A 24147-nucleotide genomic window follows, 5' to 3' on the forward strand; every position below is an offset into this window, starting at 1 on the left:
GGCACCTGCGGGGGCGCCCCACCGCTCACAAGAGGACAACACACCCTCGCCGCTCCAACTCCCCCAACAGCGACAAGGACGGATCGCACGCGTTCCACCGCAGGTCCAGCTTCTCCAGGGAGGGCAGGTCCAGCAGCCAGTCCGGGAGCAGGGTGAGCCGGTTGCTGCGTACGTCGAGCTGGCGGAGTCGGGGCAAGTCGGCCAGGGAGTGCGGGAGTTCGGTGAGCGCGTTCTCCCGTAGATCCAGGTGACGGAGTTCGTGGAGGTCGGTCACGGATGACGGCAGGCGGGCGATCTCGTTGCCCCGGAGCCAGAGTTCGCGCAGGTCGAGGAGATCCCCGATGCTGTCGGGCAGTGTGGTGAGCCGGTTGTGCTGTGCCCGGAGTTCGATCAGGGCTGTCATGCGGCCGATGGTCTCGGGCAGGGCGGTGAGGGCGTTCTCGCCGACGTTCAGGTAGCGCAGCCGGGTCAAGTCCCCCAGGGCGTGCGGGAGTTCGGGCAACGCGTTGTCGTGCAGGTAGAGGCAGCCGTCGAGGCCGGGCAGGTCGCCGAGTTCGTCGGGCAGCGAGGTGAGGTGGTTGTGACCGAGGTCCAGGGTGGTCAGCCGGTGCAGTCGGCCGATCGCGGGTGACAGGTCCGTTAGTCCGTTGTCCGCGAGGATCAGGACCTGGAGTCCGGTGTCCTGCCATACCGACTCCGGTACTTCTCCCAGCTGTCGGCGCCATAGATTCAGCGTGTTCGGCATGTGCGGCACGGTCTACACCCAACCGTGCAGGGACACCTCTGTCCAACTCCCGCTGAGGTAATGGTCGAGCGCCCCAGCATTCCCCCGGACGAAGTTCCCAGGAACGGCGTCGACATCGACCCAACGGACCTCCGCGTGCTTGAGAGGCTCGCGGTTCTCCGGTTCGCCGGTCCACTTGTCCGTGGCGAAGACGACCGTGAGGTAGCCGCTCGGTGCCTCGACGCCCAAGGCGGCATGGACGACGTGGACGACCTTCAGCGACTCCGCCGTCACGACGAGCCCGGTCTCCTCGTACAGTTCGCGCACGGCCGTGGCGGTGACGGGCTCGCCGGGTTCGTTCTTGCCTACGGGGAGATCCCACATGCCGCGGCCGAACTTGGCGTACTCGCCGCGTTGGATGAGGACGACGCGACCCGCGGCCCGGTCGTGGACGATGACGGCGGCGACCAGCAGGGTCATGGCGTGCCGGGCCGGACGGTGAGGTAGGTCCAGCCGCTCCAGGCGGAGCCGGTCTGCGCGCCCGTGCTCGGCGGGGTGTAGTGGCCGCGCAGGCGGTAACGGCCGTTGTCCGCGAAGAGTTTGAGGGCGCGGCTGTAGCCGTACCAGCCGTCGCTGTACAACGGCACGCACTTCTGCGAGGTGACCTGGTGCCACGCTCCCGAGGTGTAGCGCTCGACGTACACCGACATGCATCCGGTGGACTGGTGGGGAGCGACCTCGAGGTCGTAGCCCATGTTCACTTCGGACTTGTAGAAGACCTGATACGTCGTCGCACCGATCCGGGTGGTCGCGAGCGGCCATTGCAGCTGGGTCCGTGTCACGGCCGGGGTGAGCGTCACGCCGTGCGTCGCGGTGCGTGGGGCGTAGCGGTAGTCGCCCGCGAAGACCGCGGTGAAGGTGGTGTTGCGGGTGACCTTGACGGTCGCCACCAGGTTGCCCGACGAGTCGACGCGGCCGGTCTTGAGCTGGGTGCGGGACTTTCCGGCGGGCTGCGAATAGAGCGTCACCGTACGGGAGTTGTACGTCGTCCCGAGGTGCGCGGTGACCTTGGCCGTGGCGCCGGAACGGTAGGCGCCCGCGTTCGTCGTGACAGTCAGGGCCGGAGTGGCCCGGGAGACCTGGACGTTCGCGGACGAGGTCACCGGGAGGTAGGCCGTGCCGCCGTCGTAGGTGACGGTGTAGGTGTTGGTGCTGCCGACCTGCGGTGTGTCGTGGACGGTGAAGGTGCCGTCGGCGGCGGGCGTGACCGCGGGGAGGGTGTAGCCGGACGGGTGGGCCGCGTCCTTCTTGACGACGTGGACCGTGCCGGTCGTCAAGTGGGCGTGGGGCCAGGTGAGTTGGCCGGTGACGGCGAGCGGCGCGGCGCGGTTGCCGGTGGCGGGTGCCGACAGGGTCAGCTTCGGCTGGTACTTGGCGAGGGGGATGTCGAAGGTCCGGGTGGCCGGGGCGTAGTGGCCGCCGCCGGAGTAGTCGACGCGGTAGCTCAGGGTGCCGGTGAGCGGGGCGGTGTCGTGGACGCGGTACAGGCCGAAGGTGGCGATCGGACTCGCCGGGACCTTTGTCGCGTCGGGCACGACCACGCCGTCCGGATGGGCGTCGTCGTAGCGCGTTATCCGTACGGAGCCCGGGAGTTGACCGTTGTCGCCCGCGTCGAGCGAGAGCGTGGAGTCGAACACCGCCGAGAAGGACAGGGGTTCCCCGGGAGCGAGCGGCTCGGTGGCGGGCCCGATGATCCTGACGGCGGCGGTCTCCGGGGACCGGGTCTGCTGCAACGTCGGTGTTCCGCCGGCGGGGTCCACGGACACGGCGTACAGCCGGCTCTCGTCCGGCGCCCAGGCGAGCCCGTGCGCGGCCGGCCGTAGCGGATCGTCGATCAGGTGCTCGCTGTAGAAGCCGGAGCCGCTCACCGGAACGGCCAGATACTCCCGGCCGTCCCAGCCGGCCAGGGTGCCGTCGGGCGCGACGGCCAGGGCCGGGGCGCCCAGCGCGTTGGCGAACGAGCCTTCCCTTGCCAGGTCGGAGAAGCGGAGCCGGTTGGCGAACACGTTCCGCGACGACGCGACGGCGACATCCTGCCCGTCCGCGGTGACCGCGAAGTCGGTCAGGTCGGGGATCGGCTCCGTCTGGGCCGCCTGCCGCGTCAGCGCGCCGCCGTCCGCGATCCGGTACGTGACGAACGCCGAGGTGTCGCCCGTCTGTACGGCCGCGACGAGCGCGCCGGACGGCGTCGGAGTCGTCCCCAGCGTGGGCGAACCGGCCCAACTCCCGTCGTCCCGCGCTGTCTTCACCGTCCCAGTGGCGTCCACCGACCCGATGCCACCGGTGCCCGCCGCCGTCCCGTACCCGAACCAGAGCGTGCCCCCGGCGACGGCCAGCGAGTCGGGCCGGGTACCGGCACCGGTGCCGTAGCGGGCGGTCTCCGCCAGCGTGTCCGTACTGATCGCGGCGATCGCGTCCTGGTCCGGCAGCGCCGCGTAGAGCGTGGAACCGTCGTCCGACAGCGCCAGCCCCGTGGCCCCCGGCTCCCCGCCGATCGTCGTCGCGTCGCCGCCGTCGAGATCGGTCACGAGGATGCCGTCCGTGCCGGCGCCCCCGCTGAAGAAGAGATGACCGTGGGCGGCGTCCACCAGCAGATGCGAGAAGTGCGCGATCGGCAGCGCCACCCCCGACGCCGCGTACGAGTCGGCCGCCCCGGGGACGATCACCCCCGTCAGCCCCAGCACCGTCGCCGCCGCGGTCAGCAGCGAGAAACGCCTCGTCTTCACGCAGGTCCCCCCGGACACACGATGAGGCCCCGGCCGCGGGACGGCGGCCGGGGCGAAACCCTCAGGTCAAGTTCTGCGCGGATCGTACTACGTGGTCCACGGCGGCCCTTCGGCACGCGGACCCCGGATCGGACGGCGGCGGCGCCACCCGCGCGGTGAAGAAGACACGGCGTGAGCCGACCCCGCTCCCCTTGGATCAGGCCGACGCCGCCGGAATTCCGAGCTCGCCCAGCAGACCTCGTACCCGCCGCTCGATCTCCTCCCGGACGGGCCGCACGGCGTCCACCCCTTGCCCCGCCGGGTCGTCGAGTTGCCAGTCCAGGTACCGCTTGCCCGGGAAGACGGGGCAGGCGTCCCCGCAGCCCATCGTGATCACGACGTCCGAGGACCGCACGGCCTCGACGGTGAGCACCTTCGGCGTCTCGGCGGAGATATCGATCCCCACCTCCGCCATGGCCTCGACCACCGCCGGGTTGACCGTGTCGGCGGGAGCGGAGCCCGCCGACCGGACCTCGACCCGGTCACCGGCGAGACGGGTGAGGAAGGCCGCGCCCATCTGGGAGCGGCCGGCGTTGTGGACGCAGACGAACAACACGGAGGGGCGCGGGGCGGCGGAAGTCATGGCGGGTGTCCTTGGAGGCTGAAGTCCGGTCAGGGGGAGGCGAGTTCGGGCTCGCCGTGCGGGGCGACGACGACGGCCGCGGTGCGGGCAGGACGTCCGTACACGACTGCCACGGCCCCCAACCCGGCTACGGCGCCCAGCAGTTGTGCCCCGACGAACGGGGCGACGGAGGCGGGCGCGATCCCGGCGAAGGTGTCGGTGAAGGCGCGGCCGACGGTGACGGCGGGATTCGCGAAGGAGGTCGAGGACGTGAACCAGTAGGCGGCCCCGACGTAGGAGGCCACGGCTGCCGGGGCGAGCGCGGCGCGGCCGACGCGCTCCAGCCCCAGCACGAGCAGGACCAGCCCACCCGTGGCGACGACCTCACCCAGCAACAGGTGCCCGGCGGAACGGTCGTGGGTGGAGAACTCCACCAGCGGCTCGGCGAACATGGCGTCGGCCAGCACCGCGCCCGCGATCGCCCCGGCAACCTGCGCGGGTACGTACGCGGCGACCTCCCGCAGGCTCGGCCCGGTTCCGCTACGACGGCCGGTCACCCAAGTGGCCAGCGTCACGGCGGGGTTGAAGTGCGCGCCGGAAACCGGCCCCAGCAGCGTGATCAGCACACCCAGGCCGAGGACGGTGGCCAGGGAGTTGGCCAGCAACTGCACGCCGACGTCGTGGGACAGCTCGGTCGCCTGGATGCCGGAGCCCACGACCACGGTCACCAGCAGCCCGGTCCCGACCGCCTCGGCGACGGCACGGCGAGCGAGGGAGGCCGTCACGCGGTCACTTCCGTGACGGCCTGCGGCGTCGTCAGGAACGCGGCGAGCTTGTCCAGAACCCCGGGCAGCGCCCAGTAGTACACCCACGTCCCACGGCGTTCGCAGTCGATCAGACCGGCCTGCCGCAGCAGCTTGAGGTGGTGGGAGATCGTCGGCTGGGACAGGTCGAAGGCCGGCGTCATCTCGCACACGCAGACCTCGCCGCCCTCCCGCGAGGCGATCATCGACAGCAGACGCAGCCGCACCGGATCGCCCAGCGCCTTGAACACCTTCGCCAGCTCCGTGGCACATTCGTCGTCCAGGGGCGCGGAGGCCAGACCGGGGCAGCACGAGGCGTCCTGGCCGATCGCGATCACCTCAAGCTCTTGTTTCGACACCCTTCTATATTGACGTCTCTCGATCCAAGGCGCAAGGTTGCATCAACGAACGTCAATACAGGCAGTTAGGAGTGGATCCAGCCATGAGCGAACAGTCCACCGAGCCCACCGACCTGCGTGAAACCGTCCGCCGGCGGTACGCCTCCGCAGCCCTGAAGGTCACCGAGGGCGGCACCGCCTGCTGCGGCCCCGAGCCCGTCGAGATCGAGACCGAAACCGAGACCGACGAGAACTTCGGCTCCGCGCTCTACCCCACCGCCGAACGCGACAGCCTCCCCACCGAAGCGGTCGCCGCCTCCCTCGGCTGCGGCAACCCCACCGCCGTAGCCGAACTCCGCGAGGGCGAACGCGTCCTGGACCTCGGTTCCGGCGGCGGCATCGACGTCCTGCTCTCCGCACGCCGCGTCGGCCCGACCGGCAAGGCGTACGGGCTGGACATGACGGAGGAGATGCTCGCCCTCGCCCTGGGCAACGCCGAGAGGGCGGGCGCCACCAACGTGGAGTTCCTCAAGGGCACCATCGAGGCGATCCCGCTGCCCGCGAACACCGTCGACGTGGTCATCTCGAACTGCGTGATCAACCTGTCCGTCGACAAGCCCGCCGTCTTCACCGAGACCTTCCGCGTCCTCCGGCCCGGCGGCCGTATCGGCGTCTCCGACGTCGTCGCCGACGACACGCTCACCCCCGAACAGCGCGCGCAGCGCGGTGACTACGTCGGCTGCATCGCCGGTGCGCTGTCCTTCGCGGAGTACCGCACCGGCCTCGAAGCCGCCGGTTTCACCGGCATCGCCATCACCCCGGCCCACCCCGTCGCGGACGGCATGCACTCGGCCGTCATCCGCGCCACCAAGCCCCGAGACCAGAACAGCGCCCGACCGACCGAAGTCGACTCAGGCGCTGCGTAGCGGGTCAGGGAGCGTTTCTGTCCTTGACCGCCGCGTCGAACAGGGCGGCGGCTGCCGCGCGGGCGGTCGTCGCCGCCGACGGGTCGCGGTCCATCCGTGCCGAGATCCCGGCGCCGTCGTACAGCAGATGGAGCTGCCGTGCCAGCTCTTCGGGATCGGCGACGCCGGCCTCGCGGGCCAGGTCCGTGAACAGGGTCCGTACCCAGAGCCGGTACCGGTCGGCGGCACCCTCGACAGGGCTGCCGGGCCGTACCTCCGCGCTGGCCGCCATGTGCGCACAGCCGTTGAAGCCGGGCTCGGTGAACAGCTGGCCCTGCCCGTCGAAGACGCCCAGCAGCCGCTCGCGTGGCGTCCGGAACCGGGTCAGGACGCGCTCGATCTGCTCACGGGTGCTGGCGTGGCGGGCATCGAGGTATGCCTGCACCAGCTCCTCCTTGCTGCCGAACAGGTTGTAGAGCGACGCCTTGGCCACTCCGGCCTTCTGCACGATGCGGTCGATGCCCACCGTCTGCACGCCCTCGCTGTAGAACAGCTCGTCGGCGGCGGCCAGCAGACGCTCACGCACGGACGGCTTCGAGGCGCTGGCCTTGGTGGACATGGTCACTTCCTTCTTTCAGACTGGCGGTCCAGTCTACGGCTCGCCGCAGGGGCTCATTCGTCCCCCACCCCCTCCAACAAAGCCAGACAGACCTGTCTTCCCGTACTCCCCGTACTACTCGCACTGCCGGTCGAGGAAGAGCTTGGTGTGGGTGACGAACCGCTCGGGGTACTGGAAGTGGGCGCCGTGGTTGGCGTCCGGGTAGAGGATCAACTCGGCGTCCGGGAGGAACTGCTGGAGGATGTACGAGTTGATCGTGGGGATGATGATGTCGTCGGTGCCGTTGACCACCAGGACCGGGATCGTGATGTTCTTCAGGACCGCGTAGGCGGGGTCCTTCGTGGCGCCGTAGGTGTGGATGGCGGTGCCCTGGCCGGCGTAGACCTGCTCGCCGAACGGGGAGGCGTCGCGGTCCTTGCGGGCCACGATCCGCTCGACGTAGGCACGGCCCAGTTTCTGGCTGGTCACCGTCGGGGCGAACAGGACCGGCAGCCACATGTCCTCCTGCCGGGACAGCTTGACGGTGAACAGGGCGGCGGTCTCCGCCGGAGTCTCGCCGATGCCCACCCCGCCGCGCGGGCCGGTGCCGACCAGGACCAGCCTGCGGGTCAAGTCCGGGCGCTGGATGGCGACTTGCTGTGCGACCAGGCCGCCCATGGAGTGGCCGATCAGGTCCGCCCTCGTCAGCCCGAGGGCGTCGATGAAGATGCCCGCGTCGGTGGCCATCTGCTCGATGGTGTCCGGGACGACCCCGCTGGTGGAGGCGACGCCGGTGTTGTTGAACAGGATGACCTCGCGGTCGGTGGCGAGGCCGTCACTGATCGCCGGGTCGTGGTCGTCCAGGTTGCCGATGAAGTGCTGGAAGAACACGACCGGCGTCCGGCAGTCGTCCATGTTGCCGAAGCGACGGTAGGCGAAACGGATGCCGCCGGCCTCGACGAACCGGGTGGGGGCGGTGTCGTGCGTGTAGTGATCGTCCATGGTGGCGCTGCTCCTGGATCAGTTGGCGCTGTGGCCGCCGTCGGCGTTGAGGATGTGACCGGTGATGAACGACGCCTCGTCCGACGCGATGAACACGATCGCGGCGGCGACCTCCTCCGAGAGGCCGAGGCGGGCTAGCGGGACCTCGCTCACCAGGGCCGCCTTGTTCTCCGGCGTGCCGGTGAAACGGGTCAGCATGCCGGTGTCCGTCGGGCCGGGGGCCACGCCGTTGACGCGGATTCCCGAGGCGGCGACCTCCAGGGCCACCGACTTGGTGATGCCCTCGACGGCGTGCTTGCTGCCGACGTAGACGGAGGCACCGGCCGCGCCCTCGTGGCCGTAGGTCGAGGAGATGTTGACGATGCTGCCGCTGCCCTGCTCCTTCATGACGCGCACCTGGTGCTTCATGCTCAGGAGCACGCCGAGGACGTTCGTGTCGAACGTCGCGTTGTACGTCTCCGCGCTCTGGTCGGTGATCGGGCTGGGCCGGCCTTCGGTGCCGGCGTTGTTCACCGCGATGTCGAGACGGCCGAACCGGGTGACGGTGTCGTCGACCATGGCGCGTACGTCGTCCTCGTCGCGGACGTCGGCGTTGACGAACTCGGCCCACGAGCCGAGCCCGCGCAGTTCCTCGACCAGCGCCTTGCCGGCCTCGTCGCGCCGGCCGGCGACGACGACGTTCGCGCCCTGCTTGGCGAAGGCGACGGCGGCCGCGCGGCCGATGCCGGTGAGTCCACCGGTGATCAGTACGACGGGGTTGTCCATTGCTGTGCTCGGTTTCTGTAGGTGTGGTGGGGTGGTGGAGTTCTGCAGGTGTGGTGGGTGTCTGCAGGTGGGGTGGGGGTCAGACGGCGGTGCGTCCGCCGTCGGCGGGGACGACGGCGCCGGTGACGTACCGGGCGGCCGGCGAGGCCAGAAACGCGATGACGTCGGCGATCTCCTCGGCCTCCGCCGCGCGGGCCAGGAGCGTGGTCGTGCCCAGGGCCGTGATGCTCTCCCTGTCGGAGCCGCCGGTGTGGACCGGCCCGGGGGCGATGGTGTTGATCCGCACGCCTCGCGGGCTGTACTCGGCGGCCCAGGAACGGGTCAGTGAGGTGAGCGCGGCCTTGGTGGCGCTGTAGGCGGCGCCGCCGGCCAGGCCGATCTGCCCGGCCATGCTGCCCAGGTTGATCACGACGCCCGCGCCGCGCTCGGCCATCGCCGGCGCGATGACGGCGGTGAGGTAGTAGGCGCTGCGCACGTTGGCGTCGAACAGCGCGTCGAACGTGTCGGGCTCCAGGTCGGCGGTGGGCCCGAACCAGGAGAACCCCGCGTTGTTGACGAGGACGTCGACGCCCTTGGCCGCGGCCCCCAGTTGCATGATCGCGCGGACGTCGGTGAGGTCGGCGGCGAGGAACTCGGCGCTGCCGCCGGCCCCCTCGATCTCCTTGACCACCCCGGCCCCGCGCTCGGCGTCACGGCCGTGGACCAGCACCCGGAACCCGTCCCGGGCGAGCTTCAGCGCCGCGGCCCGGCCGATCCCGGACGTCGCACCTGTGACCAGGGCTGTGCGTGTCTCGGTCATGGTCGTATCTCCTGCCAAGTAGTTAGACCGGTCTGTCTGCTTCTGCGGTTCAGCTAAACAGACCGGTCTGGTCTCGTCAACTCAAACGCGAAAGATCCGAGCCATCAACCTCGCTCCAATAGCGTTTGACGTGCACTGAAGGCGGGGCCTACGGTGGAGACACGGAAAAGACAGACTGGTCTAATCAATTCATGAGAGCGAGGAGCGAAGCATGAGCACGACCTTCTTCGGCGTGTCCTTCGACGCCGCCGACGCCGCACGCGCCGCGCGGTTCTGGGCTGCCGTCCTGGACCGAAAGGTCGCCGACGGTGCCGACGAGCACGATGCGGTCGTAGAGGCCGGCGATCCCGTCGGCGGACCGCGCCTGGCCTTCCACAAGGTGCCCGAGGCCAAGAGCGTCAAGAACCGGTTCCACCCGGATCTGATCACCGGCGACTACGAGGGCGAGAGTGAACGTCTGCTCGCGCTCGGGGCGACCAAGCTCCACGAAGTCGTGCGCGGCGGCGCCCGGTGGACCACGTTCGCCGATGTCGAGGGCAACGAGTTCGACCTCATCGCCGGCTGAACCACCCACGAGGCAAAGGGAGATGACCATGACGGCACGGGAACCCAAGATCCCCGGACCCGAGCACCCCATCACCATCGAGGCCACCGGCGTGCGCGTGGTGGCCCGCGTCGGCACGCACGTCGTCGCCGACACCACGCGGGCCCTGACCCTGCGCGAGGCCGACTACCCGCCGGTGCAGTACATCCCGCTCGACGACGTCGACCGGACGCTGCTCACGGACAGCGCCACCAGGACGTACTGCCCGTACAAGGGCGACGCGTCGTACTACGGCCTCGCCCTCACCGACGGCACGCGGGCCGACGCCGTCTGGTTCTACGCCGAGCCGTACGACGCCGTCGCGGAGATCGCCGGCCACGTCGCCTTCTACACCGACCAGGTGGACGTCCGGGCCGGCGCCTGACACCTCCGGGGAGGAGATCGCGGGCCTCCTCCCCGGAGGTGTCCGAGGGTGCGGCGGGACCATGATCACCGCCGTGCGGATTGCCGCCCGGCCACCGCGGCAGATGCCGGCACCCGCTCGCGATCGGGCTGCCGCTCCGTGGACGGACCGGAGGGTGCACAACTGGTGACGATATGCTGGCCAGCTGGGCCGGAATCCCCGTCACGCCGTCGTCCGCGCTGTCGGAGGACGGGCGAGGGGGGAAGAAGCCGGTCGTGTCGAACACGGGATCAGGGGAGGCGATGGAGTGCGGCAGGCAGGTGTGCTCGATGTCGGGTGCCACAGTGCTCTGCTGACGGTCGTACGGCGAAGCCCGGGTGCGGTGCTGGAGCCGGTGTTCTCCCGCAAGGTGCGGCTGAGACTGCACGAGACCCTCGACCACAAGGGACGGCTCGACCGGGCCGGCGTGAGAAGCGTCGAGCGGGCGGTGGCCGAGACCGTCGCCGCGAACCCGCGTCCGCGCGGCCCGGAAGTGTTCGCGTTCGCCACCTCCGTCATCCGGGACGCGCCCAACCGGGACGCGATCATCGCGCACGTGGCCCGCACCACGGGCACCCACCTGCGCGTGCTGACCGGCGAGGAGGAGGCACGGCTGGCCTACGTGGCCGCCCGCCAGTGGGCCGGCCCGGTGACCAGGCCCCTGCTCGTCCTGGACATCGGCGGCGGCACCCTGGAGATCGCCTCCGGCACCGGAGACCAGCCCCACACCGTCCTCTCTCTGCCGCTCGGCGCGCGCAGGATCACCCGGGACTGGCTGCCCGGCAACACGGCACCGCCCTCACGCCGCCTGGCCGAGATCCGGAAGTACCTGCGCCGGTCCCTGGAAGCCGTCCCCGACCTGCCGCAGGCCGAATCGGGCGTGCGGGTGCTGGCCTGCTCCAAAACCTTCGAGCAGCTCGCCAGGCTCGCCGCGGCCCGGGGCAAAGCGCCGCGACGCGGACGACAGCTCACCCTGCCCCAAGTACGCGCTGCGGTCGCCCTGTTGGCCGCGGCGAAGCCGTCCCGCCGCGGCAACCTGCCAGGCATCTCCCGACACCGCGCCGAACAGTCCCTGGCCGGCGCCCTGATCGCTCAAACCCTCATGGAAGCCTGCGGAGCGAAGAGCGTCGAGATCTGCCCCTGGTCCACCCGGGAAGGCCTCCTGCTGGAACACCTCGGCGTGCCGCCCACGACAGCCGCCCGCTCCCGCCGGGCCGGCTGAATCCCGACGCTCTGCTCCGGGAGCGTCGCCCTCGCCTACTGGCTGTACGCCCGTCATGCGGAGGTCGGCGGCCACCGGGTCGACTCGCTCGCCTTCGTGCTCTTCGTCGGCGCGGCCATGGCCATCACCGCGTTCCCGGTGCTCGCCCGGATCGTCACGGACTGCGGGCTGCGCAAGAAGCGCGTGGGCGCGCTCGCCCTGGCCTCCGCCGCAGTGGGCGACCTGATCGCCTGGTGCCTGCTCGTCGTCGTGTCGGTGATAGCCGCAGCGGGAGGTCCCGGGCGGCTGGTCCAGGTCGCGGCGCTGAGCGCCGTACACGCTGCGGTCCTGATCCTGGTCGTACGGCCGCTGCTGCGCCGTCTGCTCCGCCCGCGCGACGGCCGGCTGCTCGGGCACGTCCTGCCGGTGCTCGCGGCCGGTGTGCTCGCCTCCGGCTACGCCGCCGCCGCGATCGGCCTGGACGGCATCTTCGGCGCCTTCGCCTTCGGCCTGATCATGCCCCGCGACCTCGGGCACGAACTGAGCGAGCGGATCGGCGCCCCGGTACGGCAGGTCACCACGCTGCTCATGCCCGTCTTCTTCGTCACCACCGGTCTCTCCGTCGACATCACCCGGATCGCCGGCGGTGCCCTGCTCGAACTCGCCGGGATCCTCGCCGTGGCCTGCCTCGGCAAGATGGCCGCCGCCTATGTCTCCGGGCGGCTGATCGGGCTCTCGCGGCGGGACTCCCGGCTGCTGGGCTTCCTGATGAACACCCGGGGTCTGACCGAACTGGTCATTCTGAACGCCGGAGTGACCCTGGGCGTCCTCGATCAGTCCATGTTCACCATGATGGTGATCATGGCACTGGTCACCACCGGCATGGCCGGTTTCGTCCTTCCCGCCGCCGAACCCGAGCGGCTCGCACCGTTCGACCCCGTCGCACCGGCCCGGGCTGTCCCGTCGAGGAGCGCCGCATGACCCAGAACACCGTCCGTCACGGCGAGCAGCCGGTCGTCACCGGCAAGGATCTGCGCGCCGGGTTCGAGGAACTCGGCCTGCCCAGCGCGGCGGTGGTGATCGCGCACGCTTCCCTGTCCGCTTTCGGCCACGTAGACGGCGGCGCCGCGACGGTCCTGGGCGCGCTGCGCGACCACCTCGGCCCGGAGGGCACCGTGGTCGTGCCCGCGTTCACCGGGGACGCGGTGCGCGATCCGCACCCGGGCGCCGGGCCCGACGCGGGAGCGGACGTCGACGCGGACCGAGCGGCCGTCCCCCTGTTCCACGACGGGTTGCCCACCCTCATGGGCGCGTTGCCCACCGCCCTGCTCGCTGATCCGGACCGGCTGCGCAGTGCGCACCCGCAGGCGTCCGTCGCGGCCGTCGGCGCCCAGGCGCGGGAGATCACCGAGCGGCAGCCGTTCGCGTACGCGGTGGGACGTGACTCACCGTTCGACCGGCTGCACGCCCTCGGCGCCTACATCCTGCTGCTCGGTGTGGGCCACGACCGCAACTCCTTCCTGCACTACGCCGAGTCGCTGATCCCGAACCACCGGCGCAAACTGCGGCGGTTCCCGTACGTCGTGGCCGGTGAGCGGGTCTGGGTGGAGGTACCGGACGTGGGCGATGACAACGGCCGGCACTTCCCCGGCGTCGGTGCGGAGGCGGAACGGGAAGGACTGCTGCGCATCGGCCGGATCGGCGCCGCCGACTGCCGGCTGATGGCGAGCGTGCCCTTCACCGAGTTCGCCCACCGACGACTCCAGGAACGGCTGACGCGAGAGGGACGCCAGAGCGACCGGCAGTCTTCCGCCCCGTGACCTCACCCTTGAGGGAGGACTCGGGCAGCCCACCCACGAGCAGAAAGCCCGCGCGGCACCGTGAGTCGTCACACCGCACTGCCGGTGTGACGGTCTCCGTCCCCTGTCACTCAGGCAGTCATTGCCGTCACTCCCACCAAGGTCTCGCGTTCGCGCCTATCGCGGCCCCGACGGTTCGGCCGGTCCATTCGGCACAGCCTCGGCATTTTTGGCGGCGGCCGCCGCGACGGTTGCCAGGTCCTCGCCCGAGAAGCCGGCTCGGCTCAGCACCGCCAGGGACTTGTTCGTCGCCAGCGTGCACAACGCCAGCTCCGCCGCCTCCCGCTCACCGGCCCCCGCCGCCAGCAACGCCTGCTCCAGCCTCGCCCGCAGACCGTCGATCGTGGCGCGGACCATCGCCCGGCCCTCCGCGTCGAGCGCCGGGAACTGCGTTGCCGACACCGTGAGCAGGCAGCCGTCCGGGACCGTCGGGTCGGCGATGCGGTTCAGGGCGACCTGCAGGTAGGCGGCCACAACGGCGCTCGGGCTCGGGTGGGGGCCGGACAGTGCCTGCTCGTACAGCGGTTGGTAGGTCTGCGCGTACCGCTGGAGGCTTTTCCGGAAGAGGGCGCTCTTGTCGCCGAAGGTGCCGTAGAGCGAGCCCCGGCCCAGGCCCGTGCCCTCGGTCAGGCGATCGATCGAGGCCTCCGAATAACCCCAGCGCCAGAAGACGTGCATCGCACGTCGTAGCGCCTCGTCCACGTCGAACTGCTTGCGGCCTGCCATGGTCCGTCAGCCTACACATCTTGTACCGATCGTTCAAAGATGGGTAGGGTCCCCGGCATGACAAGCCTGAGTTCGCTACGGCTGCCCGACGGATTCCTCGACGTCTTCACCAGCCGCCACGTGGAGGTGAACGGACTGCGCCTGCACGCCGTCACCGGTGGGGACGGCCCGCCCCTGCTCCTGATCGGCGGGTGGCCCCAGACCTGGTACGCCTGGCGGGAGGTGATGCCCACGCTCGCCAGCCGGCACACCGTCGTCGCCGTCGACTCGCGCGGCGCCGGGCTCTCCGACAAGCCCGACGACGGGTACGACGCCGGCACGCTGGCCGCCGACCTGGTCGCGTTGATGGCCGCGCTCGGGCACGACCGGTTCGACGTGGTCGGCCACGACATCGGTACGTGGACCAGCTACGCCCTCGCCGCCGATCACCCCGAGCGGGTGGGCCGGCTCGCCATCGTCGAAGCGGTGATCCCCGGTCTCACGCCGTCCCCGCCGTTCTTCGGCCCGGCCGCGGCCAACCAGCGGCTCTGGCAGTTCGGCTTCAACCGGCTCGACGACCTCAACGAGGAACTGGTCCGGGGACGGGAACGGCTCTTCTTCGGCTGGCAGTTCGCCACCAAGGCCGCCACGCCGACCGCGATCCCCGCGTACGCCGTCGACGCCTACGTCGACGCGATCACCGCGGATCCTCGCGCGCTGCGGGCGAGCTTCGCGTACTACCGGGCGCTGGACGAGACGATCGCGCAGAACGAGCAGCGCAGCAGGACCCGGCTGACACTCCCGGTGCTCGCCGCCGGCGGCGCGCTGTGGAGCGGCGAGAATGCCGCCCAGACGATGCGGCTGGCGGCCGACGACGTCACGGGGGTCGTCCTCGACGACTGCGGCCACTACCCGGCCGAGGAACAGCCGGCGCGGTTCGCCGAGATCCTGGAGGACTTCCTCGCGGCCGACCGGTAGCAGGCACGCCACACGGCCGAACTTCGCGACGCCTTCGTCTTCCTGGCACGCGGCCTCACCGTGAGGACCGTAGATCTCCCGCTCAGCCCGTCCTGGCGCCGGCCGCTGCCGATCCGCCGACGGCGGCCCGCGCCATGGCGATGAAACGCGGTATCAAAGGGTGTCCACCGAGTCGGGGGTAGACCAGGTTGAGTGGCACGCGCGGTGCGTCCGGAATGTCAAGAAAAGACACGAAGGAATGGATATGCTGCCGCCCGACGAATTCGGGCACTACGCCTACTCCTTTGTTCGAGGCGATGGCCTCCAACCACTCGTCGAAATTGCGGCAGACGACGGAGACTCCGGGCCGGCAGTCCGCGGGCCATTCGGCCAGGTTCGTCGTCCCACTCACCTCGTTGATGACGAGTTGCTGGTCGGCGATCTCCCGCCAGCGGATCTCCTCCCTCCCGGCGAGCTCCGAGCGCGTGGAGACGGCCGCGACCCTTCGTTCGTGCAGCAGTGTGACGACCTCCATGTGGGGCGCCTCTGTCCGGCCTCGCAGGATCGCCAGGTCGGCGTCACCGCGGTCCACTCCTGCGAGCGTGGCATCGTGCCGGTGCACGTGAACCGACATGCCGGTCTCCTCCTCGAAACCCGCGATGACTTCCTGCGGCCAACCCGTGGGGAAGCCCCAGGCGAATCCCACCCGAAAGGTGTCGCCACCAGGTTCGGGATGCAGTGCGGACTCCAACTGGGGTATCAGGATGCGGAGTTGGTCGTAGAGATGCTCGCCGGCCGGCGTGAGGGCCACTTGGCGCGTGGTCCGTTCGAGCAGGCGTCGCCCGAGCAGTTCCTCCAGCCTTCGGATGTTGCGACTGAGTGTCGGCTGGGACACGTTCATGCGCTTCGCCGCCCGAGTGAAGTGCTTCTCGTCCGCCAAGGCCAAGAACCCGCGCAGGTGGTGCAGCTCGATGCTCATGGACAGCAGGATATGCAGTGCCGCGAAAGCGCTCTCAGTACCGTTGAATGGCCCCGCATCCCGCGATAGTGGATGCACCTGACCGCTCTCTCCATGGAATCTCAGGGGAAGTTTCCAGTAGACCTTGCATCCGCACCCCGGCGGTATCCGGCCCGGCCCCCACAAGGTGAGCGAAGTTCACGGACACTTACGGAACTACGTGGGTCGCATTTCAGTCATCTCCGGTCGGCATCCGCACCCGGCGTCCCGGCCGTCCGACCGGGACGCGTATACGGGATTTCAGGCGTCGTACTCCTCGTCCGTCACGTGATCCTTCCAATCGGTCGGGCCGTCGGTGACGGCGATGTGGGTCATGAAAGTGCCCGGTGCCGCACCGTGCCAGTGCTCCTCGCCCGGGTGGCAGATCACCGTGTCACCGGCCCTGATCTCCTGGCGTTCGCCGTCCCGGGACTGTACGAGGCCCACACCTTCCGTGACGTGCAGCACCTGGCCCGCGGGGTGCCGATGCCAGGCGCTACGAGATCCGGGCGTGAACAGCACATTGCGGACTTCGGCGTTGACGGTCGCGCCGATCCGTGGCCACAGCCACACGTCGCCGGAGAATCGGTCCTCCGGTCCCTTGATCGCGTCTCCGGGGTGGCGGTTCACGTCCATGGCTTGAACTCCTTCATGATCATTCGTGTCGTAGGTCGGTTGTTGCCTTCTGACAGCTGGAAGCCGCGCCCTCGAGGCCCCTTCCGGATCAGCGCAGTTCACTGATCGGTGTCTTCGAGCCGGGTCGCGCCAGGTGTGGCCCTTTCGGCGAAGAGGATCAGCGCGGAGGCGGCGACCGACACGGCGGCCAGGACGGCGTTGGTCGTGCTGAACGCGGCCGACGGTGCCCTGCCCCGTGCGACGAGGTCCAGGTAGACGGTGCCGAAGACAGCCACCCCGAGGGTTCCGCCGATCTGCAGCGTCGTGTTGAACAGACCGCTCACGTCCGGCGCGTAGCGGGCCTCGACGGATTCGGTCAGGTGGGCCAGAGTCCCGCTGAACGCCGCGCCGTAGCCGATGCCGCCGACGCCCAGGAGGGCGATCAGCCAGCCGGTGCTGTGCGCCCCGGCCGCCACCGCGGCGAACGAGACCGTCATCAGCAGACCGCCGACCGGGGCCGCGAGCATCCTGACGCGTGCCCCGGCCCGACCGAGGATCGGACCGACCAGGGCGAACGTCGCCACCCACGCGATGGGGATCAGGCCGGAGTAGACCGCGCTCTTGCCGAGCCCCTGCTGCAGAAAGAGCGCAAGGACGAAGAGAAGCGCGAAGTAGCCAGCCCGGGTGGCGGCTTGGGAGACCAGCGCCAGGGCGACATGCTTGCGGGCGAGCAGCGCGACGTTCATCAGCGGGTCGCCCGCGCGCCGCGCGATGCCGCGTTCCCACCTGGCGAACAGAGCGAACACCGGCAGCGAGGCGGCGAGACACAGCCAGGTCCACAGCGGCCAGCCGGCATCCGGACCGAGTATCAGCGGGGTCACCAGCAGAAACAGCCCGAGCGACAGCAGCGCGACCCCGAGCGCGTCCAGCTTCTTCTGTTCCAAGGTCTCGTCGTCCGGCAGGAACACGTACGAGGTGGCCATCAGGACGGCGCCGATCGGCACGTTGACCAGGAAGATGGGCCGCCATCCGGTACCCATGATGTCGGCGGCCACCAGGACCCCGCCCAATGCCTGGCCGATGACGGAACTCGCCCCGAGGACACCGGTGTACGCGCCCAGAGCCCGACGGCGCGCGGAGCCGTCGAAATGCACCTGAATGCTCGTCAGAACCTGGGAGACCATCAGCGCCGCACCGACGCCCTGCACCACGCGGGCCCCCACCAGAGCGGCGCTGCCGGGGGCGAGGCCGCAGGCCAACGAGGACAGGGTGAAGACGGCGAGTCCGACCAGGTATGTCCAACGCCGGCCGCGTATCTCGCCCAGCCGCGCACCGGTGATCAGCAGCATGGCGTACGCCAGCGTGTACCCCGAAACGATGAGCTCCAGCTGGCCGCCGGACGCGCGCAGGTGGTCGCGGATCGAGGGGATCGCGACATTGACCACCGCGATGTCGACGTTCCCGAGGAACATGCCTCCGAGCAGGGAGGCCAGCATCCAGCCCGGCCGTCTCCCCCGTAGTCCGGACAGGCCGTGCCGCTCCCCGGCCAGGGCCGGATCGATTGCAACAGACGTCTTCAAGGAATCCACACCCGTGAATGTAACTACTAGTATGTACAGCCCGCAACCCGGGCCTGCAGCAGGGGTGTTGACCCTGCGAGGCAGCCAGGGAGCGCCTGAGCGGGCTCCCTGGCGCCCTTGCGGTCGTGCTAGACCGCGTCCCGTTGGACCAGCTGGAACTGGATTCCGCCGGAGGTCTCCGGCTGGGTCCAGGCGTTGAGGTTCGGGCCAAGGAGATCGTGGTGGACGGCTGCGACCCCTACGAGTCCGAGCCCAAGACGGACGGCAGCGCGAACACGATCGCGCTCGACAGCACGACCATCTCCGAACTGCGCGACCACAAAGCCCGCCAGGACAAGACACGTGCGCAGTGGGGCGATGCCTGGCAGGACACCGGCAAGGTCTTCACGAAGGAAGACGGCTCGTGGCTCCATCCCGGCACGGTCTCCGAGACCTTCCGCCGCATCCTCGCCACGACCGACCTGCCGCCCATCACACTGCGGGACCTCCGCCACGTCACCGCGACGCTCACGCACGGAGGCGGTGGCGACATCCACACGGTGAAGGAGACGCTGCGGCACTCCACCATCACGCTGACCTCGGACACGTACACGAGCCTGCTCCCTGAACTGGACCGTGAGATCGCCGAGAAGGCGGCGAAGCTGATCCCCCGGTCTCGTCCGGCAGCCACCGATTCGTCCGCATCAGAGTGACCAAGGACGTGGGATCGTCGACCTGTTCTGTCGTCAGCTGTCGATCAGCCAGTTCGTGAATGTCGAAGGACTTCGGAAACAGGGGACTGCCGTGCCCGGAGGCATCGACCAGGATGCGGCTCGGCCTGAGTTCGCCGTGGATCAATCCGTATTCGGTTCGCGGATACCCATACGGCCCGGACATCACATAAAATGTGGCAAAATATTCATGCTTGATCCACCGACGTGGGGCGGGGAATTGATGTTGTCGTTTGAGCGGCTCGACTTCGGCAGGGTTGAATTCATGACGGGCATCTCTGAGAGTGTGGCGCAACTTCACGACCCACCTTTCGGCGGCCCGTATATCTATACCAGAGACATTGGACTGAATCTAACGACTCGGGTGATCGGCGGTGTGGCTGCGAGCGCCTGGTTTCCCACGACGATAGAGCGTTGGCGTAACTCGGATGGATCGGGCCGCCTCGTGCGTAGAGAATACCCTCCCGAGTTTTCCTCAACTGGCGCAGCTGGGATTTGGGGGGAAGCAGATGCGGTGCTCCACGATGTGCAGGTAATTGATCGCCCGGTTCGGGCAGGAGAGTACAGCACGCTCAAGGACGTATGGGAAGGCATCATGCCTTTATCTCACAATCCTGAGAGCCTTTCACGGCAGCTGATGTCTGTGAGCGGTGGAAGCGCGCAGGCGCTGCTTGGGACTGTGAGGGACATCTATTATGACCTGGGGGTTGTGGAGGCGTCACTGCGTGCCGCGATTCTGCGTGTGCTGGCAGGAGCGGAGGGCCTGAGGCTTGCAGGAATAGCCTCAGATAAATCCGGCCGTGAGGTTTTCGGTGTTTCCGCACAGGCAGATGGCCAGGGGGTGCAGTTCACTCTTATTTTTGATCCGGCGACGGGGGAATTGAACGCGCACCAAGAAGTTCTGGTGAAGCGTGCCGAGAAACTTGACCTGGAGCCCCCCGGGCTTCTCTCCTACGGTGAGCGGCAGGTATGGGGAAGAACGTGGGACACCGGATCGCATCCTTGAGCAGCGGCCGACGGGGCCCTGAGTGAATTGGTGCCCAGATCGAGAGAATGCTGCTCCAGGACCGCAGCCAACGGTCCTGGAGCAGCGGTTCCTCGATGGCGTCGAACCGTGGAGGCACTTACGGCCGGGGCTCCTTGGCGATAGCGCGGATGCCGTGTGGCCCGGGCCGCGGTTTCTCCGGCGTTTAGACGCCTACTGATCGCTCCTGAGCTTGGTCAGCCGCATGACTCGAAGTAGCGGGCCTGGTCGTTGTGGGCGGAGCCGACGTAGGCGGACAGGGAGTTCGGGGCCTCGGTCCAGATCCGCTCGACGCGGCTGTCCCAAACGGTGACCTCCAAGAATCCGGTGTTGACCCAGGAAGAGGTCTTGTTCACGAAGGTCCAGTCCGCGAAGTCGATGAAATCGTCGCAGTGCGGGTCACTCCACTGCAGGCGGCGCCCCGCGATGACTTCGTTCCAGTCCCGGTTCTCGTAGAAGCAGTACCAGCGCACGAGATCGCCCCGCGGGCACCCGTGGTAGTCAGCCGCGGGCAGGGGCGGGACGGCCGCCGCGCCACTGGAGCGCGCAGCACCCTCCAGCTTGGCGTAGAGGGCCTGGAGCTGCGGGCTGTCGGAGGGAGTCTGCTTGACGCCCGGCAGGGGCAGAACCATTACGACCTTGCCACCGCGCCAGGCGATCTCGTTCGAGCTGATCTGGACCCCGCCAGGCTCGGAACGGGAGATCGTGTCGTCGATCTCCTGCTGGAGTAAGCCGCGATCGGCGCTGGCGAGTGCCTCGATCTGGGGTCTGCCATCAGCCCGGGCTGCCGCCGGCAGGTTTGTCGGGGCTGCGGCGGTTGAGCTGGCTGTCGAGGCTCCGGCGGCCCAACTGGTCGCTGAGGTCAGGCTGAACACTGCGACGATACTCAGGAACGCCGCGATCACGATTTTGGTCGCTGAGCGGAACAACGCATCCTCCTTCGGAGGGGGGTGGAATGTGTTTTTGTGAGACTGGTTCTGGATCAGCTGGTGCGGAACCAGTTGGCGCGGTCGTTGTTTGCGTCGCCGACATAGGTGGAGTGAGAGTGGTCATTCTCCGTCCACAGTCTGGGACCGGTACCTTGCGGCTTTCCCGCAGTCTGGTCGTAGACCCAGATTGTCTTCCCGCCACCGTTGACCCAGGACGAGGTTTCGTCCTCGAATCCGTAATCCGAGAAGTAGACGTTCGACAGGTGCTCTGCATTCCACAGCAGGCGCCTGTTGCCGTAGTTGTCGTCCTGGTAGAAGCAGTACCAGTCGTTACCGAGAGTTTCAGTGGGGCATCCGCCGACCGTCGCTGCTGTCGGTTGCGCAACAGAGCTGATCGTGATGCCTTGCCTGGCCGCTTCCTTCTGGGCTGCCGTGCGCTGCAGTTCCTGCGCGGCAGCGCTTGACGGCGGAGCCTTCTCCTCTCCGGGAAGCGGGAAGGCCATGATGACGTCTCCGTCGTGCCAGGAGATCTCGTAGGCGCTTATTTGCGTGCCACCGTATTGGGCGATGGTCGAAGCGATCTGCTGCTGAAGTGATTCCGGTGCAGCAGAAGCCGTATTCGTCAGCCCCAGCGCAGCAGCACTGGAAAAGACGAGGATCGCGAGATTCCGGAGTGGTCTGCTCACATGCTTCCTTCGTTGTATTGGCGAGTGGCCCCTGTGCCCACTTGCCCGAAGAGAAGCCATGAAGTCCCTGTGTGCACGTCAACGGTGTTCTGTCTCCCTGCCGTCACGCAGCGTCAGAGAAAAATCTTGATCGATTGGAATGCGGCTCGATAGGAGCTCGCACTAAGACACCCTGTCCTGCGGGTTTAGTCGAGCATGAAACGGATCAGCGAGGACGAGCTGTGTACGACGATGCTCGCCATACCCCCGCCGTGCGCGAGGAGTTCCGCCAAGGCGGAGTTCGCCCATCTGTTTCTGGGGATGGTTGCCGATGAGGTGCCGGCCGGTCTGCAACGCGATCACCTGTGCCCGTCAGACCAACGCCGCGAAGGTCCACGGCCTGTGCGTCGACTACACCGACGGCGGCGCCCTGTTGCAGCTCAAGGGCATTGGCAAGAACGAAGCCCGTCATCGCCGCAGTCGCCTCCTCTGGCCCTGCCGAGGCCGCCCTCGCCGAGCCGGACACCGTCCTGGACTTCGACGCCCTCGGCACGTATGCCGAAGCGGCCCAGGACCAATTCATCGCCCGTGTGAGGGCCTACACCCGGGATGACGTCCACCCGCCGTCCCTGTTGCTCCGCATCGCCCTTGCAGAGCAGACCACCGCCACGGGCACATCCGCTCACGCATCGCTCACGCACAGGCTCGAAAACGAAGCAGCGCCCGACCCGACTGAAGCCGACTCAGGCGCTGCACAGCAGGTCAGGGGCCATAACCCCCACCCACCACAGGTAGACCCTGTGGGACTCGAACCCACAACCAATGGATTAAAAGTCCACTGCTCTGCCAATTGAGCTAAGGGTCCTCGCGATGTTGCCTCCCCGAGCATAGCGGGACGTGGCCGTGTCTCCGATCGGGTATCGGGGACACGGCCGCGCCGGATGAAGAGAAGGGCGCCGGGCTGGTCCGGAGTGTTACGGATCTACCGGTTCGGGCGCGCCGGAACGCGCCGCCTCCCGCGCCTTGGTCCGCGCATGTTCCGGGTTCAGGAACCACTCCCGGGCCGAGGCGAACCACCACGCCGCCGCGAAGCCGAGCACGACCAGTACCGCCACCGGCGCGTAGTTGAAGGACTCCCATGTGACCGGTGAGACCTGGGGCAGCATGAACAGGATGGTGATCACGGCCACCCACACCACCGACACCACACCGATCGGCCGTGACCACCGGCCCAGATGCCACGGCCCGCGCTGGAAGTCGTCCCCCTTGCCCAGCCGCAGCAGCGTCGGGATGACGTACGCGATGTAGAGGCCGATCACCGCGATGGAGGTCACCGCCGCGTACGCCGTCACATTGATCAGGTAGGGGAGGCCCAGGACCAGCGCTCCGGCCGCCGCCAGCCACACCGCCGCCACCGGCGTCCGGGTGCGCGGGCTCACCGTGTGCCAGACCCGCGAGAACGGCAGCGCGCCGTCGCGTGAGAAGGCGTAGATCATGCGGCTGTTGGCCGTCACCGACGCCATCCCGCAGAAGAGCTGCGCCCCGATCACCACCAACAACAGCAACTTGCCCGCCGTCGCTCCCAGCGCGTCGAGGAGGATCTGCGCCGGCGGCGCGCCCGTCGGCGACGCCAGCTCATCGCCGTACGACTGGATCGCGTACGTGAAGCCCAGGAGGAGGACGAAGCCGGCTATCCACGACGTCCAGATGGAGCGGACGATGCCCTTCGGGCCCGCCGTCGACGCGTCGTGGGTCTCCTCCGTCATGTGGGCCGAGGCGTCGTAGCCGGTGAAGGTGTACTGCGCCATCAGGAGGCCCAGCAGGACTACGTAAACCCCGCTGCCCCAGCCCGTGTTGTTCACGAACTTCGTGAAGACGAAGCTCGTCGACTGGTGGTGGTCGGGGACGAAGGCCAGGGCGCCGACGATCACGCCGACGCCCAGGACGTGCCACCACACGCTCACGTTGTTGAGGAGGGCGACGATCTTCACGCCGAAGGTGTTCAGCAGACCGTGCAGGATCAGGATCGCCGCGAACAGGAGGACCGTACGGCCCGGTGTCACCTTGAAGTCGAACTGGAGGTTCAGGTACGCGCCCAGGAAGGACGCGGCGCCGAAGTCGATGCCGGCGGTCACCGCGACCTGGCCGAGGACGTTGAACCAGCCCGTGAACCACGCCCAGGCCGCCGCCGTGCGCGGGGGCGCCAGGCGGTGGGCCCAGAAGTACAGGCCCGCGGACGTCGGGTAGGCCGAACAGATCTCGGCCATCGACAGGCCGACGAACAGCGTCATCAGGCCTACGGCGACCCAGCCCCAGGTGATGACCGCCGGGCCGCCCGTGTTCATGCCGAAGAGGTAGAGGGTCAGGCAGCCGGACAGGACCGAGATGATCGTGAAGGAGACCGCGTAGTTGGAGAACGCCGACATGCGGCGGGCGAGAACCTGCGTGTAGCCGAGTTGGGCAAGCCGTTCTTCGTCGGAGAGACCGGGGGGATCTCCCTTTGACAGCCCACTCGCTATGGCGTCATCTGTCATGCCCCCAGCGATTCCCTCGCCGGGGGCGTGACATGCGCCACTTAAGGAATCGATAAGGACTCGA

25 protein-coding genes, 1 tRNA gene and 1 pseudogene are annotated in these 24147 nt (G+C 68.7%); 9 read left to right on the plus strand and 18 right to left on the minus strand.

Annotation, left to right across the window (positions count from 1 at the left end; all coding sequences use genetic code 11):
- Positions 1-25: 25 nt before the first annotated feature.
- The 6 genes from OO70_RS42065 to OO70_RS42090 form a co-directional block, all read right to left on the minus strand.
- On the minus strand, positions 26-745 hold the full coding sequence (locus OO70_RS42065; RefSeq protein ID WP_043684120.1) for a leucine-rich repeat domain-containing protein: 720 nt from the start codon (positions 743-745) through the stop codon (positions 26-28).
- Between the two features lie 12 nt (positions 746-757).
- Complete coding sequence (locus OO70_RS42070) at positions 758-1204, minus strand: NUDIX domain-containing protein (protein WP_043684122.1); 447 nt, start codon at positions 1202-1204, stop codon at positions 758-760.
- The gene (locus tag OO70_RS51470) at positions 1201-3510 is read right to left on the minus strand and encodes a hypothetical protein (protein WP_051742101.1); all 2310 of its coding nucleotides are present in this window, start codon (positions 3508-3510) and stop codon (positions 1201-1203) included. Before OO70_RS51470 ends, OO70_RS42070 begins: the two co-directional genes overlap by 4 nt.
- A gap of 196 nt (positions 3511-3706) precedes the next feature.
- Entirely contained in the window at positions 3707-4132 is a 426-nt protein-coding gene (locus OO70_RS42080; protein WP_043684124.1) for an arsenate reductase ArsC, read from the minus strand.
- A gap of 29 nt (positions 4133-4161) precedes the next feature.
- Positions 4162-4896, minus strand: coding sequence for an aquaporin (locus tag OO70_RS42085; protein WP_043684126.1), 735 nt, complete (start codon positions 4894-4896; stop codon positions 4162-4164).
- On the minus strand, positions 4893-5273 hold the full coding sequence (locus OO70_RS42090; protein WP_043684128.1) for an ArsR/SmtB family transcription factor: 381 nt from the start codon (positions 5271-5273) through the stop codon (positions 4893-4895). The genes OO70_RS42085 and OO70_RS42090 overlap by 4 nt, the downstream gene beginning before the upstream one ends.
- An 83-nt stretch (positions 5274-5356) precedes the next feature.
- Here OO70_RS42090 and arsM point away from each other — a divergent pair, with 83 nt between their 5' ends.
- Positions 5357-6178: an arsenite methyltransferase gene (gene arsM, locus OO70_RS42095; protein WP_043684130.1), complete on the plus strand. Its 822-nt coding sequence runs from the start codon at positions 5357-5359 to the stop codon at positions 6176-6178.
- A gap of 4 nt (positions 6179-6182) precedes the next feature.
- On the opposite strand, the gene OO70_RS42100 is transcribed toward arsM, so the two are convergent.
- The 4 genes from OO70_RS42100 to OO70_RS42115 form a co-directional block, all read right to left on the minus strand.
- Positions 6183-6776 (minus strand): TetR/AcrR family transcriptional regulator, encoded by a 594-nt coding sequence (locus tag OO70_RS42100; RefSeq protein ID WP_043684132.1) that lies wholly within the window; start codon positions 6774-6776, stop codon positions 6183-6185.
- A 114-nt stretch (positions 6777-6890) separates the two neighbouring features.
- The gene (locus tag OO70_RS42105) at positions 6891-7757 is read right to left on the minus strand and encodes an alpha/beta fold hydrolase (protein WP_043684134.1); all 867 of its coding nucleotides are present in this window, start codon (positions 7755-7757) and stop codon (positions 6891-6893) included.
- 18 nt (positions 7758-7775) lie between these two features.
- Positions 7776-8522 carry an SDR family NAD(P)-dependent oxidoreductase gene (locus OO70_RS42110; RefSeq protein WP_043684136.1) on the minus strand — a complete coding sequence of 249 codons (747 nt, stop codon included), beginning with the start codon at positions 8520-8522 and terminating at the stop codon, positions 7776-7778.
- A 79-nt stretch (positions 8523-8601) separates the two neighbouring features.
- A complete protein-coding gene (locus OO70_RS42115) occupies positions 8602-9321 on the minus strand; it encodes an SDR family NAD(P)-dependent oxidoreductase (protein ID WP_043684138.1) in 720 nt (239 codons plus the stop codon).
- A gap of 211 nt (positions 9322-9532) precedes the next feature.
- Here OO70_RS42115 and OO70_RS42120 point away from each other — a divergent pair, with 211 nt between their 5' ends.
- The 5 genes from OO70_RS42120 to OO70_RS42140 all read left to right on the plus strand — a co-directional run bounded on the left by OO70_RS42120 (position 9533) and on the right by OO70_RS42140 (position 13328).
- Positions 9533-9886: a VOC family protein gene (locus tag OO70_RS42120; RefSeq protein ID WP_043684140.1), complete on the plus strand. Its 354-nt coding sequence runs from the start codon at positions 9533-9535 to the stop codon at positions 9884-9886.
- 28 nt (positions 9887-9914) lie between these two features.
- A complete protein-coding gene (locus OO70_RS42125) occupies positions 9915-10289 on the plus strand; it encodes a DUF427 domain-containing protein (protein ID WP_043684213.1) in 375 nt (124 codons plus the stop codon).
- 301 nt (positions 10290-10590) lie between these two features.
- Positions 10591-11529, plus strand: coding sequence for a Ppx/GppA phosphatase family protein (locus OO70_RS42130; RefSeq protein ID WP_234337060.1), 939 nt, complete (start codon positions 10591-10593; stop codon positions 11527-11529).
- A gap of 96 nt (positions 11530-11625) precedes the next feature.
- The gene (locus OO70_RS42135; protein WP_234337061.1) at positions 11626-12489 is read left to right on the plus strand and encodes a cation:proton antiporter; all 864 of its coding nucleotides are present in this window, start codon (positions 11626-11628) and stop codon (positions 12487-12489) included.
- The gene (locus tag OO70_RS42140; RefSeq protein ID WP_051742104.1) at positions 12486-13328 is read left to right on the plus strand and encodes an aminoglycoside N(3)-acetyltransferase; all 843 of its coding nucleotides are present in this window, start codon (positions 12486-12488) and stop codon (positions 13326-13328) included. The genes OO70_RS42135 and OO70_RS42140 overlap by 4 nt, the downstream gene beginning before the upstream one ends.
- Positions 13329-13484: 156 nt before the next feature.
- On the opposite strand, the gene OO70_RS42145 is transcribed toward OO70_RS42140, so the two are convergent.
- Entirely contained in the window at positions 13485-14093 is a 609-nt protein-coding gene (locus OO70_RS42145) for a TetR/AcrR family transcriptional regulator (protein WP_043684144.1), read from the minus strand.
- Between the two features lie 57 nt (positions 14094-14150).
- Here OO70_RS42145 and OO70_RS42150 point away from each other — a divergent pair, with 57 nt between their 5' ends.
- Positions 14151-15050: an alpha/beta fold hydrolase gene (locus tag OO70_RS42150; RefSeq protein ID WP_106971866.1), complete on the plus strand. Its 900-nt coding sequence runs from the start codon at positions 14151-14153 to the stop codon at positions 15048-15050.
- An 82-nt stretch (positions 15051-15132) separates the two neighbouring features.
- Here the strand turns inward: OO70_RS42150 and OO70_RS42155 are convergent, their stop codons facing one another.
- The 3 genes from OO70_RS42155 to OO70_RS42165 form a co-directional block, all read right to left on the minus strand.
- Positions 15133-16086, minus strand: coding sequence for a LysR family transcriptional regulator (locus OO70_RS42155; RefSeq protein WP_158711580.1), 954 nt, complete (start codon positions 16084-16086; stop codon positions 15133-15135).
- Positions 16087-16287: 201 nt separating this feature from the next.
- A complete protein-coding gene (locus tag OO70_RS42160) occupies positions 16288-16662 on the minus strand; it encodes a (R)-mandelonitrile lyase (protein ID WP_043684150.1) in 375 nt (124 codons plus the stop codon).
- Between the two features lie 98 nt (positions 16663-16760).
- Positions 16761-18230, minus strand: coding sequence for an MFS transporter (locus tag OO70_RS42165; protein WP_234337062.1), 1470 nt, complete (start codon positions 18228-18230; stop codon positions 16761-16763).
- Between the two features lie 191 nt (positions 18231-18421).
- Between OO70_RS42165 and OO70_RS42170 the strand changes: the two are divergent.
- Together OO70_RS42170 and OO70_RS54870 are read left to right on the plus strand one after the other, a co-directional pair.
- Positions 18422-18913, plus strand: a pseudogene (locus OO70_RS42170) (site-specific integrase); the annotation flags it as partial.
- Positions 18914-19004: 91 nt separating this feature from the next.
- Positions 19005-19937, plus strand: coding sequence for a hypothetical protein (locus OO70_RS54870; RefSeq protein WP_234337063.1), 933 nt, complete (start codon positions 19005-19007; stop codon positions 19935-19937).
- Between the two features lie 215 nt (positions 19938-20152).
- Here OO70_RS54870 and OO70_RS42175 read toward each other — a convergent pair whose 3' ends face one another.
- From OO70_RS42175 to OO70_RS42190, 4 genes are all read right to left on the minus strand, one after another.
- The gene (locus OO70_RS42175; RefSeq protein ID WP_158711582.1) at positions 20153-20884 is read right to left on the minus strand and encodes a peptidase inhibitor family I36 protein; all 732 of its coding nucleotides are present in this window, start codon (positions 20882-20884) and stop codon (positions 20153-20155) included.
- Between the two features lie 53 nt (positions 20885-20937).
- Positions 20938-21570, minus strand: a complete 633-nt coding sequence (locus tag OO70_RS53130; RefSeq protein ID WP_158711583.1) for a hypothetical protein — start codon at positions 21568-21570, stop codon at positions 20938-20940.
- Between the two features lie 771 nt (positions 21571-22341).
- Positions 22342-22414 (minus strand) — tRNA-Lys (locus OO70_RS42185).
- 109 nt (positions 22415-22523) lie between these two features.
- Positions 22524-24083 carry an amino acid permease gene (locus OO70_RS42190; protein ID WP_043684156.1) on the minus strand — a complete coding sequence of 520 codons (1560 nt, stop codon included), beginning with the start codon at positions 24081-24083 and terminating at the stop codon, positions 22524-22526.
- Between the last annotated feature and the right edge of the window lie 64 nt (positions 24084-24147).

The sequence above is a fragment of the Streptomyces xylophagus genome (assembly GCF_000716435.1).
GTDB classification, from domain to species: domain Bacteria; phylum Actinomycetota; class Actinomycetes; order Streptomycetales; family Streptomycetaceae; genus Streptomyces; species Streptomyces xylophagus.

What these genes read in the sequence shown, in the direction of transcription:
- OO70_RS42190 (WP_043684156.1), bottom strand. Translation starts at nt 24,083, where the DNA reads ATGACAGATGACGCCATAGCGAGTGGGCTGTCAAAGGGAGATCCCCCC.
- OO70_RS42150 (WP_106971866.1), top strand. Translation starts at nt 14,151, where the DNA reads ATGACAAGCCTGAGTTCGCTACGGCTGCCCGACGGATTCCTCGACGTC.
- arsM (WP_043684130.1), top strand. Translation starts at nt 5,357, where the DNA reads ATGAGCGAACAGTCCACCGAGCCCACCGACCTGCGTGAAACCGTCCGC.
- OO70_RS42120 (WP_043684140.1), top strand. Translation starts at nt 9,533, where the DNA reads ATGAGCACGACCTTCTTCGGCGTGTCCTTCGACGCCGCCGACGCCGCA.
- OO70_RS42110 (WP_043684136.1), bottom strand. Translation starts at nt 8,522, where the DNA reads ATGGACAACCCCGTCGTACTGATCACCGGTGGACTCACCGGCATCGGC.
- OO70_RS42065 (WP_043684120.1), bottom strand. Translation starts at nt 745, where the DNA reads ATGCCGAACACGCTGAATCTATGGCGCCGACAGCTGGGAGAAGTACCG.
- OO70_RS42080 (WP_043684124.1), bottom strand. Translation starts at nt 4,132, where the DNA reads ATGACTTCCGCCGCCCCGCGCCCCTCCGTGTTGTTCGTCTGCGTCCAC.
- OO70_RS42140 (WP_051742104.1), top strand. Translation starts at nt 12,486, where the DNA reads ATGACCCAGAACACCGTCCGTCACGGCGAGCAGCCGGTCGTCACCGGC.
- OO70_RS42145 (WP_043684144.1), bottom strand. Translation starts at nt 14,093, where the DNA reads ATGGCAGGCCGCAAGCAGTTCGACGTGGACGAGGCGCTACGACGTGCG.
- OO70_RS42105 (WP_043684134.1), bottom strand. Translation starts at nt 7,757, where the DNA reads ATGGACGATCACTACACGCACGACACCGCCCCCACCCGGTTCGTCGAG.
- OO70_RS42070 (WP_043684122.1), bottom strand. Translation starts at nt 1,204, where the DNA reads ATGACCCTGCTGGTCGCCGCCGTCATCGTCCACGACCGGGCCGCGGGT.
- OO70_RS42100 (WP_043684132.1), bottom strand. Translation starts at nt 6,776, where the DNA reads ATGTCCACCAAGGCCAGCGCCTCGAAGCCGTCCGTGCGTGAGCGTCTG.
- OO70_RS42160 (WP_043684150.1), bottom strand. Translation starts at nt 16,662, where the DNA reads ATGGACGTGAACCGCCACCCCGGAGACGCGATCAAGGGACCGGAGGAC.
- OO70_RS42115 (WP_043684138.1), bottom strand. Translation starts at nt 9,321, where the DNA reads ATGACCGAGACACGCACAGCCCTGGTCACAGGTGCGACGTCCGGGATC.
- OO70_RS42125 (WP_043684213.1), top strand. Translation starts at nt 9,915, where the DNA reads ATGACGGCACGGGAACCCAAGATCCCCGGACCCGAGCACCCCATCACC.